This window comes from Shewanella mytili (assembly GCF_046765975.1).
Lineage (GTDB): Bacteria > Pseudomonadota > Gammaproteobacteria > Enterobacterales > Shewanellaceae > Shewanella > Shewanella mytili.
In genome coordinates this window covers 22058-35614 of the sequence record NZ_JBKOUD010000002.1, presented here as the reverse complement: position 1 = coordinate 35614, position 13557 = coordinate 22058, and the positions used below count along the sequence as shown (strand labels likewise).

10 protein-coding genes are annotated in these 13557 nt (G+C 54.6%); 3 read left to right on the top strand and 7 right to left on the bottom strand.

What is annotated here, in order from left to right:
* The first annotated feature begins 109 nt into the window (after positions 1-109).
* Positions 110-2002 (top strand): methyl-accepting chemotaxis protein, encoded by a 1893-nt coding sequence (locus tag ACIDEJ_RS02910; protein WP_459382709.1) that lies wholly within the window; start codon positions 110-112, stop codon positions 2000-2002.
* Positions 2003-2075: 73 nt separating this feature from the next.
* On the opposite strand, the gene metF is transcribed toward ACIDEJ_RS02910, so the two are convergent.
* From metF to metB, 4 genes are all read right to left on the bottom strand, one after another.
* Complete coding sequence (gene metF / locus ACIDEJ_RS02905) at positions 2076-2972, bottom strand: methylenetetrahydrofolate reductase (protein ID WP_411986600.1); 897 nt, start codon at positions 2970-2972, stop codon at positions 2076-2078.
* A 349-nt stretch (positions 2973-3321) separates the two neighbouring features.
* A complete protein-coding gene (locus ACIDEJ_RS02900; RefSeq protein WP_411986599.1) occupies positions 3322-5262 on the bottom strand; it encodes a multiheme c-type cytochrome in 1941 nt (646 codons plus the stop codon).
* A gap of 490 nt (positions 5263-5752) precedes the next feature.
* Entirely contained in the window at positions 5753-8146 is a 2394-nt protein-coding gene (locus ACIDEJ_RS02895; RefSeq protein WP_411986598.1) for a bifunctional aspartate kinase/homoserine dehydrogenase II, read from the bottom strand.
* Positions 8147-8164: 18 nt separating this feature from the next.
* Entirely contained in the window at positions 8165-9325 is a 1161-nt protein-coding gene (metB, locus tag ACIDEJ_RS02890) for a cystathionine gamma-synthase (protein ID WP_411986597.1), read from the bottom strand.
* A 217-nt stretch (positions 9326-9542) separates the two neighbouring features.
* On the opposite strand from metB, the gene metJ reads away from it, so the two are divergent.
* Positions 9543-9857: a met regulon transcriptional regulator MetJ gene (metJ, locus tag ACIDEJ_RS02885; protein WP_411986596.1), complete on the top strand. Its 315-nt coding sequence runs from the start codon at positions 9543-9545 to the stop codon at positions 9855-9857.
* 75 nt (positions 9858-9932) lie between these two features.
* The gene (locus ACIDEJ_RS02880; RefSeq protein WP_411986595.1) at positions 9933-10670 is read left to right on the top strand and encodes a TSUP family transporter; all 738 of its coding nucleotides are present in this window, start codon (positions 9933-9935) and stop codon (positions 10668-10670) included.
* Between the two features lie 25 nt (positions 10671-10695).
* Here ACIDEJ_RS02880 and ACIDEJ_RS02875 read toward each other — a convergent pair whose 3' ends face one another.
* From ACIDEJ_RS02875 to ACIDEJ_RS02865, 3 genes are all read right to left on the bottom strand, one after another.
* Positions 10696-11904, bottom strand: coding sequence for a conjugal transfer protein TraF (locus ACIDEJ_RS02875; protein ID WP_411986594.1), 1209 nt, complete (start codon positions 11902-11904; stop codon positions 10696-10698).
* Positions 11905-12036: 132 nt separating this feature from the next.
* The gene (gene nrfD, locus ACIDEJ_RS02870) at positions 12037-12975 is read right to left on the bottom strand and encodes an NrfD/PsrC family molybdoenzyme membrane anchor subunit (RefSeq protein ID WP_411986593.1); all 939 of its coding nucleotides are present in this window, start codon (positions 12973-12975) and stop codon (positions 12037-12039) included.
* On the bottom strand, positions 12972-13544 hold the full coding sequence (locus ACIDEJ_RS02865; RefSeq protein ID WP_411986592.1) for a 4Fe-4S dicluster domain-containing protein: 573 nt from the start codon (positions 13542-13544) through the stop codon (positions 12972-12974). The genes nrfD and ACIDEJ_RS02865 overlap by 4 nt, the downstream gene beginning before the upstream one ends.
* Positions 13545-13557 lie beyond the last annotated feature (13 nt).

The following is a 13557-nucleotide window of genomic DNA, read 5'->3' as shown; positions in this document are numbered from 1 at the left end:
CTTGTTAAAAAGTCGTTATTTCACACATTTGTGCCATTTTTGTGTGACTATAATTGATTCTTGATCTGAATTGATTTTCCTGGGGGTTACTTTGTTTGCCAGATTAAAAGTGGGAACCCGAATTATTCTGGGGATTTGCCTGATGCTGGTGGTGGTCATGACGATCATCATGCCAATGATTTTGGCCCAGTTCACCACACAAATAACAAAATCGGAGCAACGCGAATTAGAAAAACTCTATCAGACTGCTGTCGCAGAGATACACAGCTCGGGAAAACTGGCAGAAGCCATGGCAACGGTCGTGGCCAATACGCCGGAAATGCAGGCCGAGATAGCCAATGGAGAGCGGCAACTGCTCAATGCCCGCAGCCAGTTGCTGTTCAAACCGCTGAAAAAAGATTTTGCCGTCACCCAGTTCCAGTTCCACCTGCCGCCGGCCACCTCGTTTTTGCGGGTGCACAAGCCTGAAAAATTTGGCGATGACCTGTCGTCATTTCGCGAAACCGTGGTGCAAACCAATAACACGCGCCAACCGATAATGGGGCTGGAAAAAGGGGTTGCCGGGCTTGGCATTCGCGGCGTGGTGCCCATCAGCTATCAGGGCAAGCACATAGGCTCGGTGGAGTTTGGCATGTCATTCGGGCAACCGTTTTTTGACGAATTCAAACAAAACTACCAAGCAGAAATCAGCCTGCTGATCCCAAGCGATAACCGCTTCAAGCGTTTTGGCGGCACCTTCGAGCTGCCACAATTTCAGGATGCAGCCTTGTTGAACCGGGTCATGCAGGGGGAAAACTCCCATTTCCGTGATGCGGTCAATGACAATAGCCACGCGGTATACCTGCACAAAATCGAGGATTTTTCAGGGAAACCCATCGGGGTGCTGGCCATTGCCATGGATCGCAGCCATGCCGAAAAAGCCCAGTGGTACATCAACCTTAAATTGCTGGGGATTGGCCTCATGGTTCTGGTGGTGGGCGCCGCCATTGCGGTATTTATCGCCCGCAGCATTACCGCCCCCATTGGGGAAGCCACCCGCGCCATGAATGACATTGCCGAAGGTGAAGGTGATCTGACCCAGCGCATTGAGGTTCACAGCAAGGATGAAATTGCCGAGCTGGTGCGTGCCTTTAACCGCTTTGTCAGTAAAATCCATGCCACCATGCAAAGTGTGTCCCAGGTAACCGAATCACTGGCCACCTCGGCAGAGGAGATGTCCGGCATCACCGGCGACAGCCGCCAAAGCGCCGACAAGCAGCAACGGGAAACCGAGCAGGTGGCCACCGCCATGAACGAAATGGCCGCCACCGTACAGGAAGTGGCCCATAACGCCACCGATGCGGCCAGTGCCGCCGAGCAGGCAGACAATGCCAGCGATGCCGGCAAACAGGTGGTTCAGCAGGTGGTACAGCAAATTGACGGGCTGGCACAGGAGATAAATCACGCTGCCAGCACCATCGACAAGCTGGCACAGGACAGCCAGGCCATTGACACCGTGCTGGAAGTCATCCGCAACATTGCCGAGCAAACCAACCTGCTGGCGTTGAATGCGGCCATTGAGGCCGCCCGTGCCGGAGAGCAAGGACGTGGCTTTGCGGTGGTGGCGGATGAAGTGCGCTCCCTTGCCAGCCGTACTCAGGCTTCCACTGCCGAAATCCAGCAAATCATTGAAAACCTGCAGCAAGGTGCCCGCTCCGCTGTCACCGTGATGCAGCGCAGCAGTGATACCACCGAGCAGTGCGTGCAGCAGGCCGGTAAAGCGGACGACTCCCTGGAGCAAATACGCGCGGCGGTATCCACCATTACCCAGATGAACATCCAGATTGCCAGCGCCGCCAACCAGCAAGTGGCCGTGTCGGCGGAAATCAATCGCAACGTGAGCAACATCAATGATGCCGTGGCTCACAGCAGTGACAGCGCCGCCCAGATTGCCGAAGCCAGTAATGAGCTGGCAAGCCTGTCGGGCCGCCTGCAGCAACTGCTGGGGCAGTTCCGCCTGTAAACTGCGGCACACTTGCCAACCCAATAAAAAACGCCTGCTATGTTGCAGGCGTTTTCATTGATGGCCAGCGCGGTTAACCCACCGCTTTGGGCCGCACCCCCAGAATATGGCAGATGGCATAGGTGAGCTCTGCCCGATTAAGGGTGTAAAAATGGAAATCCTTCACCCCTTCCCTGGACAACACTTTCACCATGTCAATGGCCACATTGGCGCCCACCAGCGAGCGGGTGGAGGCATCATCATCCAGGCCGTCAAACTGCTGCTGCAACCAGCGGGGCAGGTTCACATTGGTCATGCCGGCAAACCGCTTCAGCTGTTTATAGTTGGTGACCGGCAAAATCCCCGGCACGATTTCCACGTCAATACCCGCGGCCACGCAGCGATCGCGAAAGCGCAGGTAAGCTTCAATATCAAAAAAGAACTGGGTGATGGCGCGGCTGGCACCCGCATCAATTTTACGTTTCAGGTTCACCAAATCCGCCTGGGCATTGGCCGCTTCGGGATGCACCTCGGGATATGCCGCCACCGAGATGTCAAAATCCGCCACGCTGCGCAGCAAACGCACCAGATCCGCCGCAAAACGGGTGGGCTTCGGGCTGCCCTCGGGCAAATCCCCCCGCAGGGCCACGATATTGCGAATGCCGCTGTTCCAGTAGTTTTTAGCCAATTGCAGCAACTCTTCCTCACTGGCATCCACCAGCGTTAAATGGGGCGCCGCCACCAGATTGGTTTCTGACTGGATGCGTTCAATCACCCCATGGGTGCGGTCGCGCACCCCGGAATTGGCGCCATAAGTCACCGACACGAATTTGGGCTGCAATGGCTGTAAACGCTGAATGGAGTTCCACAACAGGGTTTCCATTTCTGCCGTGGCCGGCGGAAAAAATTCAAAGGAAACATTAATGTCGCCATTAAGCTCGGCGAGGCTCTGGTTCAGTGAGCTGGCATACTGGGCGTGGTGAAAAGCCATTGACATCTTCCTCAATTTATCTATCTGGACGTTTGGACGTCTATATGTCCACATACTAGAGAAACGATGATTGAAGTCAAGGCAAAAAATCACCCTTCGCCACGGAAATTGCCAAAAACCTGCTGGAAACGGATATTTTTGCCGGATATGGCAAAGATTCGCTAATCACGGGACGGCCCACAACGGATGCCTGTTGCTGGCGCCCAATAGCCAAGGAGAGGCAAAACGCCCTGAACCCAAAAAATCAGCCCGGGCCTGGCTGGTGCAAAGCGCCAGCAAGAACCCGGGCCAATATTGCGGGATGCATCGCACACATCACATCCCGCGCATTACAACACAACTACAGCGCTCAATAACGGTGCGCTTCAGCCATTTTCGCCGGGGTATGACACACGGCGCAGGCTTCTACAATCGGCGCTGGGTCAAACACATCAAACGAGCCAGACTCGCCTGCGTTTGTTCCACTGGCGCTGACTGGCACATCAAAGTCGCCGCCTTGGGTCGCCATATGGGCTTTTGCCGCCGCGCCGGTATGGCACGAGGCACAGTTGGCCGCGATGGGCGTAACACCGTATACCGAGGCTTCATCTTCACCGGTCAATACCACGGCTGGCGCCACGTTTTCCAGGTTGATGTCGCCGGTGTGGCAATCACTGCAGTGCACCGGGTTGTTGCGGTCGGTGGTCGGCATCTTATTCACCCCGAGCTCTTCACCATACGCGCCAAAGTGCACGCTGTGGATAAAGGGCCCCATGGCCTGAATGTGGTCGTTACCCGCTTTGGAGGGTGCCCAGTTGTAAGCACTGTGGCACTGCACGCAAGAGGCACCGCCCAAATCCACACCGCCGCGCTGGCCGCCATGTCCCTGCAGGCCTTCTGTATGGCAGTTAAGGCACTTCATTTCGTCAAAGCTCAGGCGACGTACATCAACCACGTTGGAGACAACCACAGGCGCACTGGTAGCGGCACCGGTGGTGGCATTGGTGTAACTGACACGACCGTCAATACCCCCCAGCAACACTTCGCCATCGCTGTAAGGCAGGGCATGCTGCACCACGTAAGTGTATGAACCATCGGCATTGGCAGCCCCGCTCATGGAGCGCGCCACATGGCCTTCATCCCTTCCGGGCAACATGGCTTCGCCATTTTTCATCACGGTTGCCCAGCCACGCGGGCTAGCATCACTGATGGATGCCACATCCACGGGCTGTCCGTCCGCGTCGGTGGCTTTCACGGTCACCAGGATCTCGGTTTTATCGGCAGAACGTGCCACCGACAGCACCTCAAACTTGTAACGGTTAAGCGCTTCATCACGGGCAGCACCGGAATCATGTTGGTGAACAGCCGCTTCATGACAGTTTTTACAGGAGGTTTCACCAAAGCCCGTGTGGCTCACAATGGCACCATCACGATTGGCATCAAACAGATCCGTATGGCAAGTGACACAGCCGTTTATGGACGCGGTAAACTGGGTGTTTTCCACGTGACACGTGGTGCAGCGCCCCAGATCCATCGAATAGTTGTCTTTGATGTTGGCATGGCCTTTGGCAATTTTGCCACCGGCACCGTCTGACATCATGCCATGGCCAATCATCGCCATGGTATTCAGCGCCCAGCCGCCGTCTTTTTTCTCGGTTTGTGTATGGCAAGTCAAACAGGCATCCACAATCACCACATCCTGGTCATTATCCAGGGCATAATGATGCTGGTGCCAACCCCAAGTGGCATTACCGGTAGAGTTGGTAAATTCCCCATGACATGCAATACACTTGTCGCCTTCGGTAGAACTCACCGCGGCATATTGATCTGTTTTGGTAAACATTACCCGAGGCGTTCTTGGCATGCCGTTAGGGCCGTTACCCGGGCGAATATAACCAATGCCCACGGTTTGGGCCGTGGTATTTTCTTCCGGCATAACCAGCTCGTAAATACCATTACCAGTATGGGTCAAGGTACCAACCGAATTGTCATCACCTTCGATATAAGTTAAATCAACCGTATGTTGCAGCTGACCATTTTCACCTTTTGTTGTGGAATAAAGTTGTACTTTATCCAGATTTTCAACCGGAATGCCATCCTGGTTTTCAAGTGAGAAGGTCACATTAATTGTGCCCTCGCCATAATGCCAGTCAATCACCTTGGCAACCGGCTTGGTCACAATCACTTCGGGTACATAATCCTCTCCGGGAGCACCTGGTGCACCTGGTGCTCCCGGTGCCCCGGGAGCACCATCTTTGCCGTCACTGCCACAGGCAGATATGCCCAAGGTGGCGGCAATAACAATTGCCATTTGATATTTGTTTATTTTTCTCATTATTTTCCCCTATAGCGGTTTTTAACGATACTGCTCACAAGTATCTTATTTAAAATATTAGAAATTGATTTGTTACTCTGTATATAAGATCACAACAAACAAAATATAATAAATATTGTTTTCCACCTATCAGGCAAATATTAATTAAGCATTTAACCAACATTAATTTAAAATTTATTCGGTATTAAATTTAAATTAAAACCATGGTTATTATTAACACCTTAATTATTGCTTAAACAATAATTTATTTATGCTTAATTATTTATTAACGCCTGAAAATGCTAATAATGGAATAATAAAACAGAAAGATTATTTATGACTGATTTCAGCTTGCCTGTTATTTAATTTTCATATTATGTGATCATTTCCCATTATTCCGGTATGACCCGCCACATAAAGAAAAAGGCTCCTGCAATAACAGGAGCCTTGGCAATAAAACATTTTCACGCGAACCCTGAGTTGTGGCTTAGTCCTCCAGAAGATCGCGACAGATTTGCACCAAATCCGACTGCACGGCAGCAGCGGTCACTTCACGTCCGGCGCCGGGGCCGCGGATAATCAGCGGATTGCCCTGATAAAAGGCACTGCGGATGACAAACACATTGTCACCGGGCGTCAGGTTGGCAAACGGATGGCTGCGCTCGGTCCATTGCAGCGCCACTTCAGCCCTTGCACCTTGGGCATGACGCTCCAGGGTGGCCACATAACGCAATACCTTGTCCTGTTCACTTGCCGCCTGATATTGCTGGGAAAAATACTCATCAAGCTCAGGCAAACGCGCCAGAAATTCGCTTAATGGCACTTTGGCCAGATGGGACGGCACCAAAGAGCTGAGCTTGATATCTTCAAGCTCCAGCGCCAACCCTATCTCCCGCGCCAGGATCAACAACTTGCGCTGCATGTCCCGCCCGGAGAGATCATCCCGGGGATCCGGCTCGGTAATCCCCAGGGCTTTTGCTTCCAGTACCAGTTCCGAAAAAGGCCGGATGCCATCATAGTTTTCAAACAGCCAGCACAAGGTGCCTGAAAAAATGCCGCCAATGGCCTCGACCTCATCGCCACTGTTATGCAGATCATTCAGGGCATGCTGCACCGGCAGCCCTGCCCCACAACTGGCGTTGTAACGCCAGAATAAACGCCGGTTTCCCAGCATTTGCTTCAATTGCCGATAAAAAGCCAGCGGCCCGGAACCCGCCAGTTTGTTGGCACTGACCATATGAATGCCCCGGGCAAAAAATTCCGGGTACTGTAATGTGAGCTGGGCACTGGCGCTGATGTCCAGCGCCACCAGTTCGTCGCAATCTAGGGTGTCGGTCTGCTCAAACAGATGCTCGTATTGCCAAGGGGTGGCTTCGGCCTCAAACCGGGCCTGCCATGCCGATGGGGCAATGCCCTCATTACAAAACAAGGCCTTGCTGGAGCTGGCCAAGCCTACCAGTGCAACTTCCGCCTCCAGTTGCCGGTTCAGTTGCCGGGAAGACTTGCCGAACAAATCAATCCAGGCTTCGCCGATATTGCCCACGCCCAGCAGTATCACCCCAATGCGTTTACGGGGGCCGGCGCAGCGCCGATGCACTTTTTGTGTCAGCAACGATACCTGTTGCTGAGGCACCAGGGTGACCAGACTTAACGGGTCCTGATACAGCGGCCGGGCTTCACGGCTAAGCAAGCGGGCAAAACTGCGACGATACTGCGTGGCAGCGGCGCTCACCAGTGCCACCAATCCAAGCCCGGTGTGCAGCGCCACGTCACTGATGCCCAGCGCCGCGGTTTTGCGCTGTAATAACGCCAGTACCTGCTGCTGAACCTCCGGGGTATAGGCCAGTTCATACTGCTGCTTGGCCAATGTCCAATGCGCCAAGGGATGAAGGCCGGCACTGTCCAGCGCTTCCAGCAGCGCCTCCCAGGCGGATTGCAACTGCAAGGTGACGGTGACCACATCTTCAAGGCTGGTGACCACAGGCGCACTGGCGATGTCGCTTTTGGGCGCCACCAGGGTAAAGTCGGTTTGCGGCGCATAGCTTGAGCGCACCGCCAAGCTCACCTGAGTGTTATAAAGTGGCTGCAGGGTACGGGCATGCAATACCGGCGAACCCAGCCGCGCCAGCCGGTCAGCTTCGGTTAACGACATGCTCTGCAATAAGCGGGCATCCTGGATTTTATTGGGATCGGCATTGAACACCCCTTCCACATCGGTCCAGATGGTCACCCGTTCAATGCCCGCCAGACTGGCAATCAGGGTGGCACTGAAGTCGGAACCGTTACGCCCCAGCAGAAGCATGTCGCCATGGGGGTTGGCACAGATGAAACCGGTGATCACCAGCCGTTCATCGGGATGCTTTTGTAACAACTGCTGGATTTTTTCCCGGGATTCCTGCAGGCGGATCTTGGGCACGGCAGCTTCATCGGCCACCAGCAAACCGCGGGCATCGATGTTGGATGCGGCCACGCCGGATTCACGTAGCAGTGCCGCCATCAGCCTGGCAGACCAGCGTTCGCCAAACCCGACCACCTGATTGCATTGGTATTCACTGCGGTTTTCCAGCGCCAGCAGGCTCATGAGCGATGCCCGGTCGGTGGCCAGGCGCTCCCGCAACTGCCGCGCCTGACCGTTACTCAGCAGCTGTTCTATCAGGTCCTGCTGGTAACTCATCAGTACCTGCAGCTCTTCTTGCCACAGTTTGCCCTGCTCGCGCAGTGCCAGCAGTTTGTACAGGAAGTTGGTGGTTTTGCCTGCGGCAGACACCACAATCAGATCATCGGGCCGCCCGTGGGTCAGCAGAATGTGCGCCACACGCCGGTAACAGTCCGGATCCGCCAGGCTGCTGCCCCCAAATTTATGTAAGTGACTACGCGCCATTAATCAATGCTCTCCAATTTAACCAGCTGCCACGGCTGCCAAGGCAGCGGTAATGTCATCCACCAGGTCTTGCGGGTCTTCAATGCCCACTGACAGGCGGATGAGTGTGTCTTTTATGCCTGCGTTTGCCCGGGCTTTTGCATCCATGGCCCGATGGGTCATGCTGGCGGGCACCGCCACCAGGCTTTCTACCCCGCCCAGGCTTTCCGCCAGGGAAAAATAGCGTAATGCCCCGAGAAAAGCGCCGACTTGTGTTGCGCCGCCTTTGAGCTCAAAGCTTACCATGGCGCCAAAGCCTCGCTGTTGCTTCAGCGCAATCTGGTGATCCGGGTGCTGTGCCAGCCCCGGATAATACACTTTTTCCACCTGTTCGCTGCCCTGCAGCAAATCCACTATTTTGGCGGCATTACGCTGGTGCTGTTCAATGCGTAGTGCCAGTGTGCGCAATCCACGCAGTGCCAGATAGCTGTCAAAGGCGCCAGCGGTGAGCCCCAGCGTGTTCGACCACCAGTGCAGTTGCTCGGCAATTTGCGGGTCTTTGGCTATCACCGCGCCGCCCACCACATCGCTGTGGCCGTTAATGTATTTGGTGGTGGAGTGCACCACAATATCGGCCCCCAGTAACAGCGGCTGTTGTAATGCCGGCGACAAGAAGGTGTTATCCACCGCCAGCAAAGTGCCCTGAGCCTGACACTCATTGGCCAATCGGGCAATATCCACCAGCCGCAGCAGCGGATTGGAGGGGGTTTCCACCCAAACCAGCTTGGGTTTGGCCGCCAGGGCCTGTTGCAGGGCCTGGCTGTCGGTTTGATCCACCACCGCCAGCTGGAATTGCCCTTTTTGCGCCAGATGGGTGAACAGGCGATAACTGCCGCCATAACAGTCATGAGGGATGACCAGCAAGTCCTCCGCCCCCAGCAAGCTGCTGACCAAGGTGACCGCCGCCATGCCGCTGGCGGTAATCACCGCCGGGCATCCCTGCTCCAGCTCACCAATGGCATTGGCCAAAATGCTGCGAGTAGGATTGCCGGAGCGGCTGTAATCAAACTCCCGCGGCGTTTGGTAGTCTGCAAAGCTGTAATTCGTCGACAGGTAAATAGGCGGAAGCACCGCACCATATTGGCTATCGGACTCGATTCCTTGACGCACAACCGTGGTGGCCATTTTCCGCGCAGTCATGTTCGGCTCCTTACATTATTAACAGGGGCGACAGATTAAAGATGTCTAGATGGCTAAATTCTATCAAGTCGCTCTTCAACGTCAATAGGCATAAAGACGTTTAGACGTCCAAATGTATAGAATTCCATTTTTGTGATACAGTAGCATGGACTCCCATTTGACTGTGGGATGTAAGAGTTTAAAATCGGCAGCGAATTAGCGACATAGCAGGTGCAACATGACTGAATGGAACGGCGAGTACATCAGCCCTTACGCTGAGCACGGGAAGAAAAACGAACAAGTAAAAAAAATTACTGTGTCTATTCCGTTGAAAGTATTGAAAGTGCTAACCGACGAACGCACTCGGCGCCAGGTCAATAACCTGCGTCATGCCACCAATAGCGAACTGCTGTGTGAAGCATTCTTGCATGCTTACACCGGCCAGCCATTGCCCAACGATGAAGATCTCTCCAAGGATCGCCCTGACAGCATTCCGGCAGATGCCAAAAAAATCATGGAAGAGATGGGCATCGAATGGGAAGAAATGGAGTAAATGGCTGACCTTTCGGCCATGAGGCGCAACATATCATCAGCTTGCCGGGCATGTCCCGGCATTCTGCTTTTTTAAATGTGGACATTAATCGACCCCATCACCCTGCTACTGGCCTCGCTGGTGATTGTCGCGGGCGCCATTACCCAAAGTTTGCTGGGGTTTGGCTTGGCAGTGGTTGCCGCACCGCTGTTGTACATCATTGACCCGGAATTAATCCCGGGTTCGTTGATTATCCTGAGCTTTTCCATTGCCCTGCTCACCTTGCTGCGCGAGCGGGGACAGTTGGAGCTGGCAGGATTGCAGTATGCCGTGGCCGGACGCATTCCCGGCAGTTTGCTGGGGGCCGCCTTGCTGCTGGCGCCCCAAGCCATTCTCGGGCTGGTGATTGCCGCCATTGTGGCCACGGCCGTGGCCTTGAGCCTGAAAAAACTCACGCTGCCAGTCAACCGTTGCAATTTGTTTGTGGCGGGGATGTTTTCCGGCATTTTCGGCACGGTTGCCGGCATTGGCGGGCCACCCATGGCCCTGCTGCTCACCGGGCGGGAAGCCGGGAAGTTTCGTGCAGCCCTCTCGGCCTTTTTTGTGGTCAGTACCTGTATCAGCCTCTTGGTGCTGCTGCTCTCCGGCATGCTGTCGTTCAGGGATCTGCTGCTGGCGCTGCTGTTATTGCCGGCGCTGCTGCTGGGATTCGTGATCTCGGGGGCGCTGTTGCATCGGGTGGACAAACGGCGCAGTAAAATGCTGACCTTGATGTTATGCAGTGCCAGCGCACTGCTGCTGGCACTTAAATCACTCTGGGGGCTTTTGGCCTAGCCCCCGTTGTCACGCATCACCGCAATTAAAAGTGGAAAGAGGTTTGCAGGGCGCCGCCTACGGCATTATCGCTGCCCATCATGCCGGTGAGATCCAGCCGGAAGAAGTTACCCACCACAATGCCGGTACCCACGGAATAGATGTCAGTGGTCACGTCATTCACATCATGGCGATAGCCTAAGCGCAATGCCAGCCAGTCGGTGGCCTGCAATTCGCCGCCCATGCGCCAGTATTTGGGGCCGTCCAGTTCCACGAATTTGTTGTTTTCGGTGAGATCAACATCCGTGGTCAGCGTCAGTCCCTGCCATTGATAGGCGAGCCCGGCAGTGACCATGGGCTTGACCTGATAGGTCAGCTGCTGGCACGGGCAATCTGCCAGCACCACGGATGCCAGCTCCTGCTTGACCAGGTTGCGACCACTAAGCCCCAGCGTCAGGCCTTCGGTGGGCTGCAACGCCACCCCCACATCCAGGTTGACGCCGGTATCGTTGTTACGATAGTCATCGCTGTTGAAATCATTCACGTCAAAGTTGTTGGCAGACACCGCATAGTTGAAGGTATCAAGGCGTTGCAGTTTCGGCGTCACCCCGATGGTCAGCGGCATGTCACCCACACTCATGCGGGTACTCAGCGCCACCCCGAAATCCGATACGGCACCGGCAAATACCCGGCCGGTGGATGACAGGTCATCCAGTGATGGCGGATTCAAGGGATCCAGATTATTCAGCAGCTGTAAATCCGCCGCACTGACATCCGCCAGCACAAAGGCGTCCAGATAGGTTTTGGCAATCACCGCCGCTGAAATCCGGCTGTTTGAGGGTAACACAACCGCCACGCCCAACCCCACACTGGCATAGGCACTGTCGCCTTGCAGGGCTTGCAGGTTATTCAGTAACAAGTCGCGGTAGCGGATGATGTTGTCCGGATTCTGCTGGGCAATGGCCCCATCCAGCATGTCGTAGTTATCCTGCAGGGTGTCAAACTCGTCCACCATGTCGTTTTTATCGGCCCCATCAGCACCTAGGGCAGGCAATAACAGGCTTACGTCATCCTGCTGGCGATCTGCCAATGCCAGCAATGCCGGATTCACGAAACCTGCAGCCAGGCGATCACCGGCAGCAACGCCTGCCCCGCCCATGGCATCAGTTCTCGCTTCAAATACATCCTGCCCGGCCCACAGGGAACCGCTGCAAAAAGTGGTGGCGGTGAGCAACGCCAGCGTGGTTAGTTTCATCTCCATCTCCTTGAAAAACGCCTCGGATCAATAGGGTTCAGTTAAAGATAGCTTAACTCTTGATATCTTCAGCAAACCCCATAAAAAAAGCCTCCGCATTCGCGAAGGCTTGTGGCGCTAGCATAACAATGATTAGCCGAGATAACTTTGACCGGCGTACAGAATAAAGTGACGCAGAGCCAGTACCCCGGTGAGGCTGCACAGGGCACCGAGCAACATCACCCCTTTGCCATGACGCTGTTGTGCCGGCAGCAACTGGGATAACAGCGGAATGCCGAAACCGACAGCCACCACCAGTGTCCAGAATACCGCAGCCCAAGTGCCATCAGTAAGTGATGCCAGTGCTGCAGCGGCAGCGCCGCCTTTGAAGTACAGGGCACAGAACAGCATGAACAGGAACAGGATTTCAATGGCCACTACCGGCAATTCAATACTGTGCATCCGTCCAAGCTCTTTGTCGTGTGACGGGGTGTTGAACAGCAACAGGGCCACGACAGCGTTGGCGGCTGCACCCGCTGAAATGCCGGATACCAGGAACAAGGCTGGCAAAATGGCAGTGTTCAGCATGGGGTAGATGTTCATGGCTGAAATCAGGAAGCCGGTATAAGCACCCACGGCAACAGCCAATACAAACAACAGCTTTTCAATCAGCTTTCTGGCGCCAGCCAGGGCATCGGCAATCCCCTTGAGGAAGCCCAGGCCAAAGGCCGGCAGTTGCTCACGGAATACCACCAGTGCATACAGGAAGGTGAGCGGAATGAAGAACAACAGCGCCACCACCCCGATGGACATCACGGAGGTCAGGTTATAGTTGATGAGAATCAACCAGAAATGGAACGGCCGGGTCAGGTCAAACACCAGACACAACATCCCCAGGCAGATGGCCACCGGTGCGATGAGCGCAGCAGCCTTGAGGATGGGACTTTCCTCACGGTCGCCTTTCGCCCAACGCATGGCGATGGCAATCAATAAACTGCCTGCAGCCAGCCCGGCCAGAAACAGGTATACGGCAATCACCCAATGCCAGGTCACAGGGTTGTACTGTGACATATCACCCCAGATATTGTTCATGCTTCAATCCCTCCTTTGCGGGCAGGAATACGGAAAACCCTTGGTTTGGTGCCAAGATGGACTTTTTCGCGGTAAGTTGCGGTGCTGTTCAACAGCTTGGCCACTTCACTGCCTGGGGCGTTGACATCGCCAAACACCAGCGCATTGGTAGGACAAACCGTTACACAAGCCGGCTGTTCGCCACGTGCCAGGCGGGTATCCGCGCAGAAATTGCATTTTTCCGCCACATGGTTTTCCGGATTGATGAAACGCACTTTGTAAGGACAGGCGGCAATACAGTACTGACAACCGACGCATTTATCCTTCTTGATGGACACAATGCCGTCTTCAGTAACGTAAGCGGCACCGGTAGGACACACTTTCACGCAAGGCGCGTCTTCACACTGCTGGCAAGACACACGGTTGTATTTGAAGTGCAGTAATGGCATTTCGCCATAAGGCCCTTCTACCCGCACCTGCAGACGACTGACGCCTTCAGGGACTTTGTTTTCGCTGCGGCAAGCTATATTGCACGCCTGACAGCCGATGCACTTGTTTTCATCGTACACCATGACGTATTTTTTGCTCATTGTTAGCCTCCCG

What these genes read in the sequence shown, in the direction of transcription:
- ACIDEJ_RS02875 (WP_411986594.1), bottom strand. Translation starts at nt 11,904, where the DNA reads ATGAAACTAACCACGCTGGCGTTGCTCACCGCCACCACTTTTTGCAGC.
- ACIDEJ_RS02895 (WP_411986598.1), bottom strand. Translation starts at nt 8,146, where the DNA reads ATGGCGCGTAGTCACTTACATAAATTTGGGGGCAGCAGCCTGGCGGAT.
- metJ (WP_411986596.1), top strand. Translation starts at nt 9,543, where the DNA reads ATGACTGAATGGAACGGCGAGTACATCAGCCCTTACGCTGAGCACGGG.
- ACIDEJ_RS02880 (WP_411986595.1), top strand. Translation starts at nt 9,933, where the DNA reads ATGTGGACATTAATCGACCCCATCACCCTGCTACTGGCCTCGCTGGTG.
- ACIDEJ_RS02865 (WP_411986592.1), bottom strand. Translation starts at nt 13,544, where the DNA reads ATGAGCAAAAAATACGTCATGGTGTACGATGAAAACAAGTGCATCGGC.
- ACIDEJ_RS02900 (WP_411986599.1), bottom strand. Translation starts at nt 5,262, where the DNA reads ATGGCAATTGTTATTGCCGCCACCTTGGGCATATCTGCCTGTGGCAGT.
- metF (WP_411986600.1), bottom strand. Translation starts at nt 2,972, where the DNA reads ATGGCTTTTCACCACGCCCAGTATGCCAGCTCACTGAACCAGAGCCTC.
- metB (WP_411986597.1), bottom strand. Translation starts at nt 9,325, where the DNA reads ATGACTGCGCGGAAAATGGCCACCACGGTTGTGCGTCAAGGAATCGAG.
- nrfD (WP_411986593.1), bottom strand. Translation starts at nt 12,975, where the DNA reads ATGAACAATATCTGGGGTGATATGTCACAGTACAACCCTGTGACCTGG.